The following is a 19525-nucleotide window of genomic DNA, read 5'->3' as shown; positions in this document are numbered from 1 at the left end:
GAGGCAATGTGGGCGGCCGTCTCGAAGGGCGAGGCTCCCGTAAGGAGAATTCTGAATGCTCGACCTCATCGTCCGCAACGCCACCCTGCCCTCCGGCGAAACCGGCGTTGACATCGCCGTCAAGGACGGCCGCATCGCCGAGGTGTGGCCCAACGTCGAAGCCGAAGCCGCGCAAACCATCGACGCCGGCGGCCATCTGGTGACGCCGCCCTTCGTGGACAGCCACTTCCACATGGATGCGACGCTGAGCCTCGGCCTGCCGCGCCTGAACCAGAGCGGCACCCTTCTGGAGGGCATCGCGCTCTGGGGCGAGTTGAAGCCGGACCTCACCGTCGCGGCGATCAAAGAGCGCGCCCTCGCCCTCTGCCGCTGGTCCGTCGCCCGCGGCACGCTGGCCATCCGCAGCCACGTCGACATCTGCGACGACCGGCTGCTGGCCGTGGACGCTCTACTGGAAGTGCGCGACGAGGTGAAGGACTGGATCGACCTGCAGCTCGTCGCCTTCCCGCAGGACGGCTACCTGCGCTACGGCAAGGCGCCGGAGAACCTCGCCAGGGCGCTCGACAAGGGCGTCGACGTGGTGGGCGGCATCCCGCACTTCGAGCGCACCATGTCCGACGGCGCCTTTTCCGTACGCCTGCTCTGCGAGATCGCCGCCGAGCGCGGCTTGCTGGTCGACATGCACTGCGACGAGAGCGACGACCCGCTGTCGCGCCACATCGAGAGTCTTTCCTTCGAGACCCAACGCCTGGGCCTGCAGGGCCGCGTCAGCGGCTCGCACCTCACCTCCATGCACTCCATGGACAACTACTACGTCACCAAACTGATGGCCCTCATGCGCGAGGCTGAGGTCCACGCCGTCGCCAACCCGCTCATCAACATCACCCTGCAGGGCCGCCACGACACTTACCCGAAGCGCCGCGGCATGACCCGGGTGAAGGAGCTCCTTCAGCAAGGGATCAACGTCGCCTTCGGCCACGACTGCGTCATGGACCCCTGGTACTCGATGGGCAGCCACGACATGCTGGAAGTCGCCCACATGGGCCTCCACGTCGGCCAGATGACGGGCGTCGAGGAACAAAAGGCCTGCTTCGCCGCCGTCACGGAAAACGGTGCCAGGGTGATGCAGCTGGAAGGCTACGGCCTCGCGCCCGGTTGCCACGCCGACATGGTGATCCTGCAAGCCGGCGACGTGCTGGAGGCCCTGCGCCTGAAGCCTGCTCGCCTCTTCGTCATCCGGCGCGGCAAGGTGATTTCGGAAATGCCGAAGGTGGAAGCTCGGTTGAAGGTCCTGGGCAATCAGGCTATCGATTTCCTCAAGTAATCCCCAATCCGAGGAAATTCCCGTGCCGCAGCTCGACCTCGCCTTCGTCCGCAATCAGTTCCCCGCCTTCTCCGAGCCCTCGCTCAAGAACTGGGCGTTCTTCGAGAATGCCGGCGGCTCCTATGCCTGCGGGCCGGTGATCGATCGCCTGACGCGGTTCTACCGAGAGACCAAGGTGCAGCCCTATGGTCCCTTCCCGGCATCGAAGCGCGCCGGCGAGGAGATGGACGAAGCGCGGGCGCGGCTCGCCGGCTACCTGAATGTCGCCACCGACGAGGTGCACTTCGGCCCCTCGACCAGCCAGAACAGCTACGTCCTGGCCCAGGCCTTCCGGCAGATGCTGCTGCCCGGCGACGAGATCATTGTCACCAACCAGGACCACGAGGCCAACTCTGGCGTCTGGCGCCGCCTCTCGGAAAGCGGCATCACGGTGCACGAGTGGCAGGTCGACCCGGAGAGCGGGCGGCTCGATCCCGCCGGCCTCGACGCCTTGCTCAGCGAGAAGACCCGGCTGGTCGCCTTCCCGCACTGCTCTAACATCGTCGGCCACGTGAACCCGGTGGCGGAGATCTGCGCCAGGGTGCGCGCCGCCGGCGCCGTCTCGGTGGTCGACGGCGTCTCCTATGCGCCGCACGGCTTCTCCGACATGAAAGCGCTCGGCCCCGACATCTATCTCTTCTCGCTCTACAAGACCTACGGGCCGCACCAGGGCCTCATGGTGGTGAAGAAGGATCTCGCCGAGCGGCTGCCCAACCAGGGCCACTTCTTCAACGCCGGCAGCGTGCTGAAGCGCCTGACGCCGGCCGGGCCGGACCATGCGCAGATCGCCGCCTCCGCCGGCATCGCCGACTACTTCGACGCCCTCTACGCGCATCATTTCGACAGCCGGGGCAAGGGCGTCACCGAGGCTGCGGAGCGCGGCCGCCGCGTCCACGCCCTGATGGAGGCGCAGGAGAAAACGCTGCTGGCGCCGCTGCTGGACTACCTCCGCCAGCGCAACGACATCCGCGTCCTCGGCCCGACCGACCCCGCCGAGCGCGCGCCCACGGTGGCGATCCACCCGAAGAACAAGCCGGCCGAGGCGGTGCTGGAGGCCTTGACCGCGCGCAGCATCGCCGCCGGGGTCAGCAATTTCTACGCCTACCGCCTGGTCCAGGCCCTCGGTCTTGATCCCGAAGCCGGCGTGCTGCGCCTCTCCTTCGTGCACTACACGGCGCCGGAGGAGATCGAGAAGCTGATGAAGGCGCTGGACGCGTCGCTGTAAGGGCGCTCTACCATTGCCATTCAAAGGATGTCGTCCCGGCACTTGATGCCGGGACCCATTGCCCCATCCGCGTGCACAATCGTCGCCACACCAACCTGGGATGTTGCACATGAGACGCCAATGGGTCCCGGGGGTCAAGCCCCGGGACGACAGCCGTTTGCGGCAACAGGGTGCGCGCCTGCCGGGTGGGGGAAATGTGACCCTCCGGTCTGTTTTTCAAGCCGCTTCAATTGTCGGCAGTCGGCAATTCCGGTGCTAAGCTGAAAAGAAAAAACGGCACATGAGGGAGGAAAGCATGCGGTGGGTCCGTTTCCGCCGGGGTGGCCACGTGGGTTATGGCCAACTCGACGGTGAGAGCATCAAAGTCTATTCAGGCAACATCTTCGACGGTGCGGCGCCGACCGGACAGACCGTAAAGCTGTCCGACGTCGAACTGACGATGCCCTGCGAACCTTCCAAGATGATCTGTCTGTGGAACAACTTCCACGCCCTGGCGGCCAAGCTGGAGGTCGCCGAGCCGCCCGAACCCCTGTGGTTCCTGAAAGCACCCTCCGCCTTCACCGCGGCGGGCACCACGATCCGGCGGCCCAAGAGTTACGACGGGCCCGTGGTCTACGAGGGCGAACTCGGCATCGTCATCGGCCAGGCCTGCCGGGAAATCTCCGAGGACGAGGCCGCCGCGCATATCTTCGGCTACACCTGCGTGAATGACGTGACGGCGGCCACGGTGATCCAGAAGGATCCGACCTTCGCCCAGTGGGCCCGCGCCAAGAGCTACGACGGCTTCGGTGCCTTCGGCCCGGTGATCGCCACGGACATCGACCCCATGACGCTGTCGGTACGCACCGTGCTGAACGGCGACGAGCGGCAGAACTACCCGGTCAGCGACATGATCTTCCCGCCGCACCGGCTGGTGAGCCTGCTGTCGCACGACGTGACGCTGCTGCCCGGCGACATCATCGCCTGCGGCACCTCGATCGGCGTCGGCTCGATGAAGCAGCCGACCAACGAGGTGACGATCGCCATCGAGGGCATCGGCGAACTCCACAACACCTATGTGAACGAGTGAGGAGCCAAGCCATGAGAATCTGTGTGGTAGGCGCCGGCGCCATCGGCGGCCTGATGGCCGCCAAACTTGCGCTGGCCGGCAACGACGTCACCGTCATCGACCAGGGCGCGCACCTGGCCGCGATCCAGAAGGACGGCCTGAAGCTGATCTGGGAGGACGGCAGCGAGCATGCCGCGAAAATGAAGGCTGTTGGCTCCGCCGCCGCGGCGGGACCGCAGGACCTGGTGATCTTGGCGGTGAAGGCACACTTCCTCGACCAGGTCGCGCGCGACGTTGAGAAGCTGCTGGACAAGGACAGCATGATCGTCACCGTGCAGAACGGCATGCCCTGGTGGTACTTCCACCATCTGAAAGGGCCACTGGAAGGCACCCGCCTGAAGAGCCTCGATCCCTCCGGCGTACTCACCAAATCCATTCCTTCGGAGCGCATCGTCGGCTGCGTCGTCTATCCCGCCGCCGCGGTCACCGAGCCCGGCGTGGTGAAGCACGTCGAGGGCGACCGCTTCCCGGTCGGTGAGCTGGACGGCTCGATGAGCGACCGTGCCCAAGCACTGCATGATCTCTTCGTCGCCGCCGGGTTCCGCTCGCGGGTGCTGGACGACATCCGCTCGGAGATCTGGCTGAAGGCCTGGGGCAACCTCTCCTTCAATCCGATCAGCGCCCTCACCCATGCCACCCTGGAGGACATCTGCACCTTCCCGGAGACCCGCAGGCTGGCCGCCACCATGATGGCTGAGGCCCAGGTGATCGGCGAAAAGCTGGGCGTCACCTTCCGCCATACCATCGAGAAGCGCATCGAAGGCGCCCAGTCGGTCGGCCAGCACAAAACTTCCATGCTGCAGGACGTCGAGGCCGGCCGCTCGCTGGAGACCGAGGCGCTCATCGGCGCGATCCTGGAGATGGGCAGCCTGGTCGAGGTGCCGTCGCCCGCCATTGAGGCGGTCTATGCCTGCGTGAAGCTCTTGAACAAGACCATGCTGATGGAACACGCTGGGGTGACGCTGCAGAAGGCGAGCTGAGGGCGCTTCCCGCTATTCCGGTATGGCGTAGAGCCGATAGAGGCCCAGGAGCGCCTCGTTGGGCTCCTTGCCTTCGAAGTGCCGCTTGAAGATGCTGAGTATCTGCTTGCTGCGATAGAGCCGCCCGATGGCCTTGTTGGCGGCATGGCGCAGTTCCACGTTCCGGCCCTTGGCAAAGGGCAAGGCATAGGGTTCGTAAGTGAGAAACTTTCCACCAACGACGAACTCATCGGCATTCCCCGAGCGCGCGACCATTGCCTGCAGGATCTCCCTGTCTCCGAAGTAAAGGTCGACCTCGCGCTGGACCAGGGCACGGAAGGCATCCTGGTGTGTCGTCTTGGGCTGGATCGATACCGATGTGCCCAGCAGGGTCTCGACGAGTTCCTTCGTGGTGGTTTCGTTCACCACGGCAACCTTCATCGTCTCCTCCGCCGGCGCTTTGGTGGCACGCGGCAGCAGCGTTTCCACCTTGCGCAGGGCGACGACCCCTGCCCCGCCGGTGAAGGTCAGGAATGAAAAGTCGAAATCCTTCAGCCGGGACTCGGTGACGGAAAATGCGCCGCAGACCGTATCGACTTCGCCGCTGATGATTTTCTGCTGGCGGTCGCCGGCCGTCACTTTGACGTAGCCGTCTTCGATGCGGCGCTCCGGAAAGAGCTCGGCGAAGACCTTCTTCACCTCATCACAGATGTCGATCGAGTAGCCGCGCAGCACGCCTTCGGGGTCTTCGTAGGACATCGGCGGGGCATCCGTGCGGGCGCCGAAGCGGATCGGCCGGCCGTCCTCGGCCAGCACCGGCCCGGCCAGAGCCGACACCAGAACCAGGCCCAGAACCACCCCGGAGACCCGATCGAAGCCACGCCGATGCCGTTGGATGGTGCTCCGCCGCGTCATGCCCGCGCGGTCTCCACGGCCGCAACCGCAGGCGCCGACTCGCGAGGCTGCGGGCGCAGGCTGAGGAAGACGGCGATGAACCCGAGTATTCCGGCCGCGACCCCGGTGGTGAAACCGACCTCGGTGATGATCTGCCAGCCGATCTCCATGCCTTCCTGACCCATCGCCTGCAGCGACACGGTAATGAAGAGCGCCGCCGCGGCGGTGGTGACGGCCTGGGCGACGACCTGCACTGCCTTGCGGGGCAAGGCGGCGTGCTGCTCATGCACGATGTCGAAGTCATAGGCCACCCAGAAGGCGGTCAGGATTCCCACTGCCCCGTATGCGGGAATCCAGATCTGCTGAATGGAGATCTGCGGCCATGTGCCGACCGTGAAGAGACTCATCAGGACGTACCAGGCCACCAGCGCCGCGGTGCCGAAGAGGTACCCGCGCCAGGCCACCCGGAGATACTGCAGCATGGGCAGATGCCCTTCGCTCGGCTGCAGCGGCTCCCACTCCTTGGAGCGCGCGCGCTTCAGATAGAACCGCCACGCCGAGAGCGCCGCGGCGCCATGGAGGAGGAAGGCCCCGCTGGCCCACTGAATGGCCGTCAGCGGGTCGCCCCGCATCAGGTAGACGAGGAACAGGACGCCGAAGAACAGCGAGATGAGCGCAAACAGCACGCGATTGAGCAGGGTGTTGTCCTCCACCTCGCCCGGCTTCAGCCGCAGGGCATCGGTAATCTCCTTGACGCGCGCGGTCTTCTTGTAGACCGGGCACAGTCCGACGGCGATCAGGGCGTGGAGGTCATGCAGAGTATCGTCCACGCGGGCGATGACGATCGCGCGCCGGTCGCGATCCGTGGCGCTGAGCCCGATGGGTTCGGCGACGATCAGGCGCAACTGCTCGGGTTCGCTGCGCAAGGCAGCGAGCGAGCTGTTGATGTCCGCCCAGACAGGGCTGTACTCCTGGCGGATGATGACTCCGAAGCCGGCCGGAAGATCCTTGGCCTCCATCATATGGTGAATGAAGGTCAGCCGCAGCCAGCGGCGTAGCGCATCGTTCGTCGAGATGGCGTCGTTGACCACGTCCATCGCTTCGGCGTCGTCCTGCGTCACCTGATTGTAGGCCGAGATCAGCAGCTTGCGCTCCGAGCTCGACAGCATGTCCAAGTTGATGCGGCGGTCGCGGATGTTCGCCGCGAGGCTCTCGACGTTCTGCGGAATCCCGATCAGGCGATGAGTCAGGCGGCGCGCCCAGAACTCGATCTGATTCAGCATGCGGTAGTGGGTCGCGCCGCCGGTCAGGATGACGAGGACCGCAAGCGGCACCCAGGCGGGCACGACCACCGGCGCCGGCGCCAGGATGGAACTGGCGTCGGGCTGCGTTCCGCCCTCCGGGAACGGCGCTGAAGCATCGATCACGCCCATGGCGGCGAAGACGTGCGGCCCGACCGCCGACAGTCCGGTGTAGACCACCGCCATGATGGTCACGTAGATGACGAAGCTCTGCGTGTACTGAAAGCCGTTGGAAACGGCGCGCGGCACCAGTGCCTCGATGAAGGAGCCGCCCGTATTCGTGGGCAGGTTGAAGCGCTCGATGCAGAACAGGATCAGAATGATCAGGCCGCAGGCATAGGCCACCAGGAAGTCCGTCTGCAGAATCAAGGATTCCGTTCTGATAACCATCGAAGTTCTTCCCTCCTTCGATCGGCTGGCTGGACTATGGGAATGAAGGCTTCTGCGCGACGCCTGCTGTTCGCCCGTCCAACGGGGGAGAACGAAAGAAGCCGTCGCCTCTCCTCTCGGGTAGCCCTCCATTGCGCGACGGCGGACGCAATTAACCAAATAGAGTACTCAAAATTAACATAGATCGTTACAAGAGTGCGAGAAAAGGGGGAGTACCCCAGGGGAAGTAATGAAGCCTCTTATGCGGAATTACTTCCTCCACCCGCATATGCGCACCACGTCATCCTGGGGTTGAAAGTAAAACGCTTCTGAATGCGCAAAGCGCTCTGTCACGACGCAAGCATCGCCAGGCGCAAAAAAGGGGGCGCCCTGCGGCGCCCCCCTTCCCGGAACCTCAACCGGCCTTGTCCGCCGCTCTTCACAAACGACGGGTTACATCCCCCATCACATCCCCTGGGCCTTGTCCCAGACTTCGTGAGTCCAGGCGCCTTCGGGCTTCTTGGTGATGACCGGCGTGGATGCATTGGCGAGCAGGGTATCCACCGTGCGCTCATAGGCGGCCGGGTCGAGGTAGCCCAGCTTCTCGTTGCCCAGCAGCTTGGCGATCTCGCCCATCATGCGCTTCTGGTGCTTCTCGGTCTGCGCACCGGTGGCGTCGTTCTCCAGCACGATGTCGGCCGCCTCGCCCGGATTCTCTCGGGCATAGTCCCAGCCCTTCATGGAGGCCTTCACGAAACGCGCCATCTTGTCGACGAAGGCGGGATCCTTGAGGCTGTCCTCCAGCACGTAGAGGCCGTCCTCCAGGGTGGCAACGCCCTGGTCCTCGTACTTGTAGACGATGAGATCCTCTTCTGTGAGGCCGGCGTCGATGATCTGCCAGTACTCGTTGTAGGTCATAGTGGAGACGCAGGCCGCCTGCTTCTGCAGGATCGGATCGACGTTGAAACCCTGCTTCAACACCGTGACGCCCTTGTCGCCGCCCTCCGTCGGGATGCCCAGCTTGGCCATCCACGACAGGAAGGGATACTCGTTGCCGAAGAACCAGACACCCAGGGTGTGGCCCGGGAAGTCCTCTGGCGATGTGATCCCGCTGTCCTTGCGGCAGGTCAGCATCATGCCCGACTTGTCGAAAACCTGGGCGATGTTGACCAGCGGCACGCCCTTCTCGCGCGACGCCAGCGCCGAGGGCATCCAGTCGATGATGACGTCGGCGCCGCCGCCGGCGATCACCTGCGGCGGAGCGATGTCCGGGCCGCCTGGCTTGATCGTGACGTCGAGTCCGGCTTCCTCATAGAAGCCCTTGTCCTGAGCCACGTAGTAGCCGGCGAACTGCGCCTGGGTCACCCACTTCAGCTGGATCGTTACAGCATCGGCCGCGACCGCCGTGCCGGCGGCCAGCAGCAGCCCCGCCCCTGCCGCCGCGCCCAAGGCCCCCGCGCGCGCTTTCGTAAGCAACTTACTCATCTAGCCTCTCCTCTTCTTGTGAAGGTTCATTGTAATTTTCGGCCTCATCCTCACTGCCGATAGGACGGGTGCCAGAAAGTGGAGGCCCGCTCGGCAAGCGCCAGCAGGCCGTAGAACAGCGATCCGGCGACTGCGGCGACGGCAATGGTCGCCCACACCATCTCCACGTTCATGCGGCCGATCTCGGTGGAGATCCTGAAGCCCATGCCGACGGTCGGCGTGCCGAAGAATTCGGCCACGATGGCGCCGATGAGCGCCAGGGTCGAGTTGATCTTCAGCGCGTTGAAGATGAACGGCAGCGCGTTGGGCAGCCGCACCTGGAGGAGCGTCTGCCAGTAGTTCGCGGCGTAGCTGCGCATGAGGTCGCGCTCCATCGCCTGGGTCGCGTGCAGCCCGGCGATGGTGTTCACCAGCATCGGGAAGAAGGTCATGATGACGACGACGGCCGCCTTCGACTGCCAGTCGAAGCCGAACCACATGACCATGATCGGCGCAACGCCGACGATGGGCAGTGCCGAGACGAAGTTGCCGAGCGGCAGCAGGCCGCGCTGCAGAAAAGGAATGCGGTCAACAAGGAGCGCCACCAGGAAGCCGCTGCCGCAACCCAGCGCGTAGCCCGAGAGCACCGACTTCAGGAAGGTTTGATAGAAATCGGCCCAGAGCGTCGAGGTCGACGCCGCGAAGACGGTGGCGATCAGCGCCGGCGACGGCAGCAGCACCGAAGGCACGCCAAAGCCGGTCACCAGCACCTGCCAGAGATAAAGCAACCAGGCACCGAACAGCGCCGGCACCAGGATGCCGAGGGCGCGCGGCGCATCCCGCTGCGAGGCTGCCTGCGAGAGCAGGCTCAGCGCCCGCCAGACCAGGAAGCCGAGACCGATGACATAGAGCCAGATACCCAGTGCGCCATGACCGATAGCGGAATCCAGAGAAGCGGGGTCCGTGAAGTCGATAAAACCGCGGAAGACATGCCCGATAGCCAGGAGCGGCGGCAAGGCAGCCAGCGCAGCGGCGACGATCAGCAGAACCGAGGCAGCAAAAACGTTCGGACGCTTCCACAGATAGAAAGCAATAAGAGCGAAAGCCGAGAAGATCGGCAACGCCAATGCTCCTCCGCCATTCACTCCCTCGAACCAACCCAACGGGTATTGCCGCTGACCGCCGTCGAGCCGGACAAAATCCACCGGAAGCAAGAAGGCCACCAAAGCGAAAGCAACGTAAAGTAGGCAGCAAAGGTCGACCCGCAGGCGTCCGGCGATGCTCATGCCCGCACCCCCATGCGCCGGTTCACCAGCCGCTCCAGCCCGCCCATGGCGGCGACCAGCAGGCCGGCCATGGCGGCGGCGGTCAAGAGCGCCGCCCAGATCTGCACCGTCTGGCCGTAATAGGAGCCGACCAGCAGGCGCGCGCCGATCCCCGCCTGGGCACCGGTCGGCAGTTCGCCGACGATGGCGCCGACCAGGGAGATGGCGATGGCGACCTTCAGGCTGGCAAAGAGGAAGGGCAGCGAGGACGGCCAGCGCAGCTTCCAGAACACCTGGTTGGTGCTGGCGCTGTAAGTGCGCATGAGGTCGCGCTGCAGCGGGTCGGGGGCGCGCAGCCCCTTGACCATGCCGATGGTGACCGGAAAGAAGCAGAGGTACATGGAGATGAGCGCCTTGGGCACCAGTCCCGTAAAACCGATGTTGCCCAGCACCACGATGATCATCGGCGCGATGGCGAGGATCGGGATGGTTTGCGAGGCGATCACCCAGGGCAAGAGGCTCCTGTCCAGGGTCTTCACGTGGACGATGCCGACCGCCAGGACGATGCCCAGCAGCGTGCCCATGACGAAGCCCAAGAGCGTCGAGGAGAGCGTCACCCAGGCGTGGTAGACGAGGCTGCGCTTGGAGGTGATGCTGGTGCCGAGGATGGTCTTGTCGAGCTCGGCGACCACCTGGTGCGGCGCCGGCAGGATCGGGCGTTCCATCGCCATGGCGTCGCCGGCAAGCTGCGAGAACGACCAGTCGACGTCGCGGCGTTCGTAGCCGTCAATGAGCACTGGCGCGTTCAGCCACACGGCGCCCGCGTACCACAGCACGATGATGGCGAGAATGACGACGGCAAGGGGACCGCTGCGGCCGGCGAAGGCGCGGGCGAGCAGCCCCCGCGCGGAGACAGGAGGCGTGGCGAGCGCCTCAGTCGTCATAGCTGTGCCCCGCGCGCAGCCCCTCGCGCACCCGGTGGGCGATCTCGGCGAAGGCCTGACTCTCGCGGATGTCGAGAGTACGGTCGCGCGGCAGCTTGCAGTCGATCACGTCGATGATGCGGCCGGGACGCGGCGACATGACGACGATCTTCGACGACAGGAACACCGCCTCCGGGATCGAGTGGGTGACGAAGACAACGGTCTTGCCGGTGCGCTCCCACAGGCGCAGCAGCTGCTCGTTCAGGTGATCGCGGGTGATCTCGTCGAGGGCGCCGAAGGGCTCATCCATCAGCAGCAGGTCGGGCTCGAAGCAGAGCGCGCGGGCGATGGAGACGCGCTGCTGCATGCCGCCGGAAAGCTGCCAGGGGAACTTCTTCTCGAAGCCCTTCAGGTTCACCAGGTCGAGGTAGCGCGCGGCGCGCTCTTTGCGCTCGGCCGCGCTCATCCCCATGATCTCCAGCGGCAGCATCACGTTGCGCTCCACCGTGCGCCAGGGATAGAGCGCCGGGGCCTGGAAGACGTAGCCGTAGGCACGCTTCAGGCGGGCCTCTTCCGGCGTCACGCCGTTGACCGAGATCCGGCCGGCGGTCTGGCGCTCGAGGTCGGCGATGACGCGCAGCAGGGTGGTCTTGCCGCAGCCCGAGGGGCCGATGAAGGAGACGAAGTCGCCCTCGTCGATTGTGAGCTTCACCTCGGAGAGAGCGTAGACGGGACCGTCGGCAGTCTCGAAGGTTAGCGACAGGTCTTCAACCTGGATGACAGGTTTACCGGTTCCGGTCTCCGGTGCCGCCGCCGCCTCGCTCTGCCGCATCACCGCCTCTAGCGCCATGCCCTACGCCCCTTTGCGGGGGTGGCGCCATTGCGACGCTTTCCAGCCGAAAGGTCAAGCATCCGCCCAAGCTCAAGCACTCTCTCGAGGTCAAGCACTGGCGCGCTCCAGCATGGCGTACATCAGCACGTTGCAGCCTGCGGCAAGGTCCTCGGGCGTGGCGCTTTCGACCTCGTTGTGGCTGATGCCGTCCTCGCAGGGCACGAAGATCATCGCCGTCGGCGCCACGCGGCTGACATAGCAGGCATCGTGCCCGGCGCCGGAGACGATTTCCATGTTGTCGTAGCCGGCCGCCGTCGCTGCCTGCTTCACCGCGCCGACGCAATCCTTGTCGAAGGAAATCGGCGGCGAGTACCAGATCATGTCGATGTCGGCCTCGATCTTCGCCGGATCGCAGATCTCGGCACAGGCGACGCGCAGCTCCGCTTCCATGGCGCTCAGGGTGTGGTCGTCGGGGTGGCGGAAGTCGATGGTCATGAAGACGCTGCCCGGGATGGTGTTCCGCGAGTTGGGACTGACCTGCATCATGCCCACGGTGCTGACCGCATGGGGTGCGTGGGCGAGCGCGATCTCGTTCACCTTGGTGACCAGCTTCGCGGCGGCGACCAGGGCATCGCGGCGGCGGTTCATCGGGGTGGTGCCGGCATGCGATTCGGAGCCGGTCAGCGTCACCTCGAACCAGCGCTGGCCCTGGGCACCGGTCACGACGCCGATGGTCTTCTTTTCGGCTTCCAGGATCGGGCCCTGCTCGATGTGGGCCTCGAAGAACGCGCGGATCGGATGATCGCCCGGCGTCTGCTCCCCCAGGTAACCGATGCGCTTCAGCTCGTCGCCGATGGTCTTGCCGTCGACGTCGGCGCGCGAGTGTCCGTACTCCAGCTCGAAGACACCGGCAAAGACGCCCGAAGCGATCATCGCCGGGGCGAAGCGCGAGCCCTCTTCGTTGGTCCAGACCGCCACCTCGACCGGCGCCGCCGTCTCGATGTCGTTGTCGTTCAAGGTGCGGATGACCTCAAGGCCCGCCAGCACGCCGAAGACGCCGTCGAACTTGCCACCGGTCGGCTGAGTGTCCAGGTGGCTGCCGGTGGTCACCGGCGGCAGCGAAGGGTCCGAACCCGGGCGCCGCGCGAAGATGTTGCCCATCTTGTCGACGGTGATCGAGCAGCCGGCCTCCTCGCACCAGCGCACGAAGAGGTCACGGCCCTCGCGGTCGAAGTCGCTGAGCGCCAGGCGGCAGTTGCCGCCGGCCACGCCCGGGCCGATCTTGGCCATCTCCATCAGGCTGTCCCACAGCCGGTCGCCGTTCACCTTCAGGTTCTTCGGGTTCATCGTATCCATGACTGACCTACTCCGCCGCCTTTTGATGTCTCTATTCAGCCGCTTTGCGGCTCATGGGGTTGCGCGGGTCTTCCTTCCAGTTCAGGTAACCCTTGCCGTTGTCCACCTCGACCATGGAGATGCAGCCTTCCACCGGGCAGACGTGCATGCAGAGGTTACAGCCGACGCATTCCTTGTCGATCACTTCATAGCGCCTCAGGCCATTTTCTTTCAACGCCGAGATGGCCTGGTGCGAGGTGTCCTCGCAGGCGATGTGGCAGAGGCCGCACTTGATGCAGAGATCCTGATCGATCTTCGCGACGATCTCGTAGTTGATGTCGAGGTACTGCCAGTCAGTCACGTTAGGAATGGCGGCCGCGCGGAAATCGTCCAGCGTTCGGTAGCCCTTCTCGTCCATCCAATAGCCGAGGCCGTCGATCATATCCTCGACGATCTTGAAGCCGTGGTGCATGGCCGCGGTGCAGACCTGCACCGAGCCGGCGCCCAGGGTCATGAATTCCGCCGCGTCGCGCCAGTTGGAGATGCCGCCGATGCCGGAGATCGGCAGGCCGGCGCAGTCGGCATCGCGGGCGATCTCGGCGACCATATGCATGGCAATGGGTTTCACCGCCGGACCGCAATAGCCGCCATGGGTGCCCTTGCCGCCCACGATCGGGGTCGGCGCCATGACGTCCAGATCGACCGACATGATCGAGTTGATGGTGTTGATGAGGGAGACCGCGTCGGCACCGCCGTTCTTGGCCGCGCGGGCCGGCCCCAGCACGTTGGTCACGTTGGGCGTCAGCTTCACGAAGACCGGCATGCGGGTGTGCGCCTTGCACCAGCGCGTCACCATCTCGATGTACTCCGGCACCTGGCCGACCGCCGAGCCCATGCCGCGCTCCGACATGCCGTGCGGGCAGCCGAAGTTCAGCTCCACGCCGTCGGCGCCGGTCTCCTCGACCGCCGCCAGGATGGCACGCCAGTTCTCCTCTTCGCAGGGCACCATGAGGGAGACCACCATGGCACGGTCGGGCCAGTCGCGCTTCACCTGCTTGATCTCGCGCAGGTTCACATCCAGCGGCCGGTCGGTGATCAGCTCGATGTTGTTGAAGCCGGCCATGCGGGTACCGTTGTAGCTCATCGCCCCGTAGCGAGAGGAGACGTTCACCACCGGCGGGTCCTCGCCCAGGGTCTTCCACACCACGCCGCCCCAGCCCGCCTTGAAGGCGCGCACGACGTTGTATTCCTTGTCGGTCGGCGGCGCCGAGGCCAGCCAGAAGGGATTGGGCGACTTCACGCCGGCGATATCGCAACGAAGGTCAGCCATGGCTCTTCTTCCCGGTTTGTTTTGGGAGCAGGCTTCTTACCCTCTCCCCTCGCGGGAGAGGGTTGCGCAGTCTTAGCGAGCGAAGCGAGCTTAGACGCAGCTGGGTGAGGGGGATGCGGTGGCGCCAACGAGCTTCCGCCAGACGCCGCAGCAAGTTGGGCTGCCCCCTCACCCTCCCGCTTCGCGGGCCCCTCCCTCTCCCGCGAGGGGAGAGGGATTTTTGGGGCGCCTTCATCCTCTGTCTCATCGCTCGCCTGCCTTCAGAAAAGCGTCGATCGCTTCGGCGGCCAGCTTGCCATCCTGCACGGCGGCCACCGTCAGGTCCTCGCTGATCGCGACGCAGTCGCCGCCGGCCCAGACATCCGGCAGGGAGGTACGCCGGTCCGGGCCGACGGCGATGCGATCGCCCTGCATCTCCAATTGCTCGCTGCCGCCGTTTGCCTGAGGCAACGGATTCATGGTCTGGCCGATGGCCTTGAACAGCATGTCGGCCGGCAGCGCGAAGGTTTCGCCGGTGCCTTCCAGGCGGCCATCCGCCCCGAGCCGCGTGTACTCGAAGACCACCTCGGCGATGTGGCCGTCGCGGCCCTGCAGGGCATGCGGCTGCGCCCAGTGCTTGATCTTCACGCCGTTGGTCTGTGCAAACTCTTGCTCGTGGTGCGTGGCCGCCATGGCCTCGGCGCCGCGGCGGTAGACCAGGGTGACGTCTTCGGCGCCCAGGCGCTTCGTCTGCACGGCGATGTCGATGGCGGTATTGCCGCCGCCGATGACCACCACCTTGCGGCCGACCGGCAGGGCCTTCAGTTCGGCGCTCTGGCGTAGTTCGGCGATGAAGTCGACGGCATTGTAGACGCCCTTCAGGTCCTCGCCCTCCAGGCCGAGCGCGCGCACGCCGCCGAGGCCCATACCCAGGAAGACGGCGTCGTAGTCGCGCCGCAGATCGGCCAGGGTGAAATCGCGGCCCAGCGCCTGGCCGTTGCGGATCTCGATGCCGCCGATCTCCAGCACGAAGTCGACCTCGCGCCGGGCGAAGGCGTCGGGCAGCTTATAGGCGGCGATGCCGTACTCATTGAGGCCGCCAGCCTTGGGCCGCGCCTCCAGGATCGTCACCGCGTGCCCCAGCATCGCCAGTCGATGGGCACAGGCGAGGCCCGCCGGCCCCGCACCGATCACGGCGACCTTCTTGCCGGTCGGCTCGGCGCGGCTGAAGGGATGCACGCCGCTGTCCATCACCGCGTCGGTGGCGTAGCGCTGCAGCAGGCCGATCTGCACCGGCTTGGCCTCCTGCGCGTTGCGCACGCAGGCCTGCTGGCACAGCACCTCGGTCGGGCAGACTCGGGCGCAGGCGCCGCCCAGGATGTTCTCTTCGAAGATATCCTGCGCCGCGCCGCGGACGTTGTCCGTGCCGATCTTGCGGATGAAACTCGGAATATCGATGCCCGTCGGGCAGGCTTCGATGCAGGGCGCATCGTAGCAGAAGTAGCAGCGGCTCGCTTCGACCAGCGCCGCCTTGCGGTCCAGCGGCGGATGCACGTCGCTGAAATTCTCCGCGTAGGCGGAGTCCGGCAAACGCCCGGCACGGATGTCCGGTTGGTTCCCCATCCTTGATCTCCCCGATCATGCGGACATCAGTCGCTCTTGCGGCGTCTTGCGTCCTTGTTGCCAATGACTGTAGCGTTGTCCTGACCAGACGGTCAATTAAATTTGACCAAGTGGTCAGGTTTTGAGTTACAACAAGGCAGCGGCGATCATCGCCGGGAATCAAGAGGATAGGCGCAACGGGCGCGCGCGGCTGTAGGAGTACGAATGTCGGATACGGTGGCCAAGGGGAGCGAAATCAAGGACGTCCCCGCCAAGGAAACGGGCGACAAGGACGAAGCCCTGAAAGATGACTCCGGGCCGGGTCACATCCGGGTGCGCAACCGCGCCCTCATCCTCGCCGCCGCCGAGGAGGTCTTCGCGACCCAGGGCTACCGCGGCGCCACCACCGCCGCCATTGCCAAGAAGGCCGGTCTGCCCAAGGCCAACGTGCACTACTACTTCGGCACCAAGGAGGCGCTCTACGCCGCGGTGCTGGAGGACATCCTCGGCCTCTGGCTCGGCGAACTGGACCGCCTGACCGAGGCGAGCGATCCGGCGACCGCGCTGGCCGACTACATCCGCGCCAAGATCCGCCTCTCGCGCGAACGCCCCCTCGCCTCCAAGGTCTATGCCAACGAGATGATCCGCGGCGCGCGCCACACCCGCGACTTCCTGAAGAACGAGCTGCGCAATCTGGTGAAATCCAAAGCGAAAGTCTTGGAAGCCTGGGCCGCGGCGGGCAAGATAGAGCCGGTCGACCCGGTGCACCTGTTCTCGGTCGTCTGGGCGGCGACCCAGCACTACGCCGACTTCGAGGTACAGGTCGGCGCGCTGCTCGGCCGGCGCCAACTGGCGGCCAAGGACTACGACGAGGCGGCCGAGACCATCGTGCGCCTTGTGCTGCGCGGCCTGGGCCTGAAGTACAGGCCCGGGGAATAGGAAAGAGAGCGAGACGCGATGATCAAGGCGGTGATCCTGTTGAAGCGCAAGGACGGCATGAGCCTCCAGGACTTTTCAGACTGGATGCTGAAGGAGCACGTGCCCATGGCCCTGAAGCTGGAGGGCCTCAAGCGCTACCAGGTGAACATCGCCAAGGACGCCGACGGCGACTACGACGGCGTCAGCGAGCTGTGGTTCGACAGCGAGGACGCCATGCTGGCGGCCTACGGCACCGAGCACGGCAAGGCGGTGGCCGCCGATTCCATGGCGCACGTGAAGACGCGCAAGCGCCTGGTCGTCGCGGAGCATCCCTTCACCCCCACCGGGGGCTGAGCCCATGGCCCTGGTCGTGCGTGTCGGCGCCGCCCGCGCCGCGTGGTGGCGTGACATCCTGCAGTCCCTCCTGCCCGAACTCGAGGTGCGGCTGTGGGACGACCCCGGCGACAAGGCAAAGGTCGACTACGCCGTGGTCTGGCAGCCGCCGCCCGGCGGCCTCAAGACCTTCCCCAACCTGAAGGTCATCGTCTCGATGGGCGCCGGCATCGACCACGTGCTGCGCGACCCGGAGCTGCCGGGCCACCTGCCGATCATCCGCACCGTCGGGCCGGACCTCACCCAGCGCATGCGGGAGTATGTCATTCTCCACGTGCTGCGCTTCCACCGCCGCCTGCCGGAGATCGAGGCGTCCTCCGCGAAGAAGGAGTGGAACCAGATCATCACGCCGACGGCGCCGAACCGCAGCATCGCCGTCCTCGGCCTCGGCAACATGGGCGCCGACTGCGCACGCCACCTCGCGGCCATCGGCTTCGAGGTGCACGGCTGGTCGCGCCGCCCCAAGGAAGTCCAAGGGGTCACCTGCCATCACGGCCCGGCGGGTCTTCGCGATCTGCTGAAGCGGGCCGAGATCCTGGTCTGCCTGCTGCCGCTGACGCCGGAGACCACCGGTATTCTCAACAAGGACCTCTTCGCGCAATTGCCCCAGGGTGCCTGCGTCATCAACGTCGGGCGCGGCCAGCACCTGGTTGAGGAAGACCTCATCCCGGCGCTCGACTCAGGCCAACTGGGGGGCGCCACCCTGGACGTGCTGCACGTCGAGCCGGCCGCCGAGGATCATCCCTTCTGGACCCACCCGAAGATCCTGCTGACACCGCACATCGCCAGCCTCATCGACCCCGAGGCCGGCGCCAAGATCATCGCCGCCAACCTGAAACGCTTCATGGCCGGCGAGCCCGTCCCCGACATGGTGGATGTGGCCCAAGGGTATTAGGGCCCAAGGGTATTAGTCAGCGGGTTCAGGGGTAGTAGAGACGAGGGTGGCGCTTCCCCCGCCGGGCCCGCCGGTCTAAGCTCCCCCCTTGCCGCCGGAAAGAGCCAAACGGGGAGAGGCCATGCGGGGGCCCAGTCCGAAGCAGGGTTTCGTACAGATTTTGAAAGCGGCCGGTCTGGCCGCGCTGCTGCTGCTCGGCCTGGCGGCCGCGCCTGCGCGCGCGGCCGAGGCGTCGCCGGGGCCGCCCTACATCGTCATCGATGCGGATACCGGGGCCGTGCTGGCCTCGGACAATCCCAACCATCCCTGGTATCCCGCCTCGGTCACCAAGGCGATGACCGCCTACATGGTGTTCCAGGCCCTGGCCGAGGGCCGGCTCCAGGAGAACCAGAAAGTCACCATCTCCGCCAAGGCCGCCAGCCAGCCGCCCGGCAAACTGGGCCTCGGCGCCGGCACGAAGGTCAGCGTGAAGCTGCTGCTGGAGGCGATGATCGTGCGCTCGGCCAATGACGCCGCCGTCGCCCTGGCCGAGGCGGTGAGCGGCAGCGAGGCCGCCTTCGCCACCGCCATGACGCGCCAGGCCCAGAAGCTGCGCATGAGCCAGACGGTCTTTTCCAACGCCTCCGGCCTGCCCGACCCGGCCCAGGTCACCACGGCGCGCGACCTCGCCATGCTGGCGCGCGCGCTGATGAAGGACTTCCCGGATCGCTTCGGCCTGTTCAGCAAGACCCACGTCGTCTTCGGCGGCCAGTCCCGCCCCACCATCATGAGCTGGCTGGGCGCCTACAAGGGCGCCATCGGTATCAAGACCGGCTTCACCTGCGGCTCCGGCTACAACCTGCTTGCCGCCGCCGAGCGCGACGGCCGCCGCCTCATCGGCGTGGTGCTCGGCGCGCGCACCAGTGGGCAGCGCAATACCCTGATGCGCAAGGTCATGGACATCGCGTTCTCGCAGCCGGCCGATACCTCGGGCGCCCTGCTGGTGGCGGCGCTGCGCGGATCGCCCCGCATCATGACACCCTATGTGCTGCCCGCCGGCACCTGCGCCGCCGGCATCAGTCCCGGCACCGAGATGATGGCCAAGGGCGAGCTGCCCGGCTGGGGCCTCGTCTTCGGCTCCTTCATCAGCAAGGCAGAGGCCAGCGCGCGCATAGCCGAGAACCGGGAGGCGCTGAAGAAGGTCGTCAACGCCGGCAAACCGACCATCGTCGCACGCACTTCCATCGCCACCCACCGCTACAGCGCGCTGCTTGTGGGACTGGAGCCTGATGATGCCGGCTCCGCCTGCCGCCACCTCCAGAGCCTCGGCGTCTACTGCCTTGCCGTGCCGCCCAAGCTGCTGAACAATCCGCAAGCGCTCTGGCGATAAG

Annotated in this window: 17 protein-coding genes; 8 read left to right on the top strand and 9 right to left on the bottom strand. The window is 65.9% G+C overall.

Going from position 1 to position 19525, the window contains the following annotated elements; genetic code table 11:
- Nucleotides 1–55 precede the first annotated feature (55 nt).
- From WDC82_RS19075 to WDC82_RS19060, 4 genes are all read left to right on the top strand, one after another.
- Nucleotides 56–1324, top strand: coding sequence for an amidohydrolase family protein (locus tag WDC82_RS19075; protein WP_340118978.1), 1269 nt, complete (start codon nucleotides 56–58; stop codon nucleotides 1322–1324).
- Nucleotides 1325–1346: 22 nt separating this feature from the next.
- Entirely contained in the window at nucleotides 1347–2588 is a 1242-nt protein-coding gene (locus tag WDC82_RS19070) for an aminotransferase class V-fold PLP-dependent enzyme (RefSeq protein WP_340118977.1), read from the top strand.
- A gap of 295 nt (nucleotides 2589–2883) precedes the next feature.
- Nucleotides 2884–3657, top strand: coding sequence for a fumarylacetoacetate hydrolase family protein (locus tag WDC82_RS19065; protein WP_340118976.1), 774 nt, complete (start codon nucleotides 2884–2886; stop codon nucleotides 3655–3657).
- Between the two features lie 11 nt (nucleotides 3658–3668).
- Nucleotides 3669–4676, top strand: coding sequence for a 2-dehydropantoate 2-reductase (locus WDC82_RS19060; protein WP_340118975.1), 1008 nt, complete (start codon nucleotides 3669–3671; stop codon nucleotides 4674–4676).
- Between the two features lie 12 nt (nucleotides 4677–4688).
- Here WDC82_RS19060 and WDC82_RS19055 read toward each other — a convergent pair whose 3' ends face one another.
- The 9 genes from WDC82_RS19055 to WDC82_RS19015 form a co-directional block, all read right to left on the bottom strand.
- Nucleotides 4689–5570 carry a transporter substrate-binding domain-containing protein gene (locus WDC82_RS19055; protein ID WP_340118974.1) on the bottom strand — a complete coding sequence of 294 codons (882 nt, stop codon included), beginning with the start codon at nucleotides 5568–5570 and terminating at the stop codon, nucleotides 4689–4691.
- Nucleotides 5567–7240 carry a hypothetical protein gene (locus WDC82_RS19050; RefSeq protein ID WP_340118973.1) on the bottom strand — a complete coding sequence of 558 codons (1674 nt, stop codon included), beginning with the start codon at nucleotides 7238–7240 and terminating at the stop codon, nucleotides 5567–5569. Before WDC82_RS19050 ends, WDC82_RS19055 begins: the two co-directional genes overlap by 4 nt.
- Before the next feature lie 444 nt (nucleotides 7241–7684).
- Nucleotides 7685–8704: an ABC transporter substrate-binding protein gene (locus WDC82_RS19045; protein WP_340118972.1), complete on the bottom strand. Its 1020-nt coding sequence runs from the start codon at nucleotides 8702–8704 to the stop codon at nucleotides 7685–7687.
- Between the two features lie 50 nt (nucleotides 8705–8754).
- Nucleotides 8755–9804 (bottom strand): ABC transporter permease, encoded by a 1050-nt coding sequence (locus tag WDC82_RS19040; protein ID WP_340118971.1) that lies wholly within the window; start codon nucleotides 9802–9804, stop codon nucleotides 8755–8757.
- 161 nt (nucleotides 9805–9965) lie between these two features.
- The gene (locus WDC82_RS19035; RefSeq protein WP_340118970.1) at nucleotides 9966–10892 is read right to left on the bottom strand and encodes an ABC transporter permease; all 927 of its coding nucleotides are present in this window, start codon (nucleotides 10890–10892) and stop codon (nucleotides 9966–9968) included.
- Nucleotides 10882–11721 (bottom strand): ABC transporter ATP-binding protein, encoded by an 840-nt coding sequence (locus WDC82_RS19030; protein ID WP_370661566.1) that lies wholly within the window; start codon nucleotides 11719–11721, stop codon nucleotides 10882–10884. The genes WDC82_RS19035 and WDC82_RS19030 overlap by 11 nt, the downstream gene beginning before the upstream one ends.
- 90 nt (nucleotides 11722–11811) lie before the next feature.
- Nucleotides 11812–13059, bottom strand: a complete 1248-nt coding sequence (locus WDC82_RS19025) for a Zn-dependent hydrolase (RefSeq protein ID WP_340118969.1) — start codon at nucleotides 13057–13059, stop codon at nucleotides 11812–11814.
- 31 nt (nucleotides 13060–13090) lie between these two features.
- The gene (gene preA / locus WDC82_RS19020) at nucleotides 13091–14368 is read right to left on the bottom strand and encodes an NAD-dependent dihydropyrimidine dehydrogenase subunit PreA (protein WP_340118968.1); all 1278 of its coding nucleotides are present in this window, start codon (nucleotides 14366–14368) and stop codon (nucleotides 13091–13093) included.
- A gap of 243 nt (nucleotides 14369–14611) precedes the next feature.
- Nucleotides 14612–15970 (bottom strand): NAD(P)-dependent oxidoreductase, encoded by a 1359-nt coding sequence (locus tag WDC82_RS19015; protein WP_340118967.1) that lies wholly within the window; start codon nucleotides 15968–15970, stop codon nucleotides 14612–14614.
- Nucleotides 15971–16174: 204 nt separating this feature from the next.
- Here WDC82_RS19015 and WDC82_RS19010 point away from each other — a divergent pair, with 204 nt between their 5' ends.
- The 4 genes from WDC82_RS19010 to WDC82_RS18995 all read left to right on the top strand — a co-directional run bounded on the left by WDC82_RS19010 (nucleotide 16175) and on the right by WDC82_RS18995 (nucleotide 19524).
- Nucleotides 16175–16888: a TetR/AcrR family transcriptional regulator gene (locus WDC82_RS19010; RefSeq protein ID WP_340118966.1), complete on the top strand. Its 714-nt coding sequence runs from the start codon at nucleotides 16175–16177 to the stop codon at nucleotides 16886–16888.
- Between the two features lie 18 nt (nucleotides 16889–16906).
- Entirely contained in the window at nucleotides 16907–17221 is a 315-nt protein-coding gene (locus WDC82_RS19005; protein ID WP_340118965.1) for an EthD family reductase, read from the top strand.
- Between the two features lie 4 nt (nucleotides 17222–17225).
- Nucleotides 17226–18155, top strand: coding sequence for a glyoxylate/hydroxypyruvate reductase A (locus tag WDC82_RS19000; RefSeq protein WP_340118964.1), 930 nt, complete (start codon nucleotides 17226–17228; stop codon nucleotides 18153–18155).
- 121 nt (nucleotides 18156–18276) lie between these two features.
- Nucleotides 18277–19524, top strand: coding sequence for a D-alanyl-D-alanine carboxypeptidase family protein (locus WDC82_RS18995; protein WP_340118963.1), 1248 nt, complete (start codon nucleotides 18277–18279; stop codon nucleotides 19522–19524).
- Nucleotide 19525: the final 1 nt, after the last annotated feature.

Origin of the sequence: Pelagibius sp. 7325 (assembly GCF_037652055.1) — a bacterium.
Classification (GTDB): domain Bacteria; phylum Pseudomonadota; class Alphaproteobacteria; order Kiloniellales; family Kiloniellaceae; genus Pelagibius.
The sequence above is the reverse complement of the archived record's forward strand: the minus strand, read 5'-3'. Positions and strand labels throughout refer to the sequence as shown.

What these genes read in the sequence shown, in the direction of transcription:
- WDC82_RS19030 (WP_370661566.1), bottom strand. Translation starts at nt 11,721, where the DNA reads ATGGCGCTAGAGGCGGTGATGCGGCAGAGCGAGGCGGCGGCGGCACCG.
- WDC82_RS19065 (WP_340118976.1), top strand. Translation starts at nt 2,884, where the DNA reads ATGCGGTGGGTCCGTTTCCGCCGGGGTGGCCACGTGGGTTATGGCCAA.
- WDC82_RS19075 (WP_340118978.1), top strand. Translation starts at nt 56, where the DNA reads ATGCTCGACCTCATCGTCCGCAACGCCACCCTGCCCTCCGGCGAAACC.
- WDC82_RS18995 (WP_340118963.1), top strand. Translation starts at nt 18,277, where the DNA reads ATGCGGGGGCCCAGTCCGAAGCAGGGTTTCGTACAGATTTTGAAAGCG.
- WDC82_RS19035 (WP_340118970.1), bottom strand. Translation starts at nt 10,892, where the DNA reads ATGACGACTGAGGCGCTCGCCACGCCTCCTGTCTCCGCGCGGGGGCTG.
- WDC82_RS19055 (WP_340118974.1), bottom strand. Translation starts at nt 5,570, where the DNA reads ATGACGCGGCGGAGCACCATCCAACGGCATCGGCGTGGCTTCGATCGG.
- WDC82_RS19000 (WP_340118964.1), top strand. Translation starts at nt 17,226, where the DNA reads ATGGCCCTGGTCGTGCGTGTCGGCGCCGCCCGCGCCGCGTGGTGGCGT.
- WDC82_RS19010 (WP_340118966.1), top strand. Translation starts at nt 16,175, where the DNA reads ATGTCGGATACGGTGGCCAAGGGGAGCGAAATCAAGGACGTCCCCGCC.
- WDC82_RS19050 (WP_340118973.1), bottom strand. Translation starts at nt 7,240, where the DNA reads ATGGTTATCAGAACGGAATCCTTGATTCTGCAGACGGACTTCCTGGTG.
- preA (WP_340118968.1), bottom strand. Translation starts at nt 14,368, where the DNA reads ATGGCTGACCTTCGTTGCGATATCGCCGGCGTGAAGTCGCCCAATCCC.
- WDC82_RS19015 (WP_340118967.1), bottom strand. Translation starts at nt 15,970, where the DNA reads ATGGGGAACCAACCGGACATCCGTGCCGGGCGTTTGCCGGACTCCGCC.
- WDC82_RS19025 (WP_340118969.1), bottom strand. Translation starts at nt 13,059, where the DNA reads ATGGATACGATGAACCCGAAGAACCTGAAGGTGAACGGCGACCGGCTG.
- WDC82_RS19005 (WP_340118965.1), top strand. Translation starts at nt 16,907, where the DNA reads ATGATCAAGGCGGTGATCCTGTTGAAGCGCAAGGACGGCATGAGCCTC.
- WDC82_RS19045 (WP_340118972.1), bottom strand. Translation starts at nt 8,704, where the DNA reads ATGAGTAAGTTGCTTACGAAAGCGCGCGCGGGGGCCTTGGGCGCGGCG.
- WDC82_RS19060 (WP_340118975.1), top strand. Translation starts at nt 3,669, where the DNA reads ATGAGAATCTGTGTGGTAGGCGCCGGCGCCATCGGCGGCCTGATGGCC.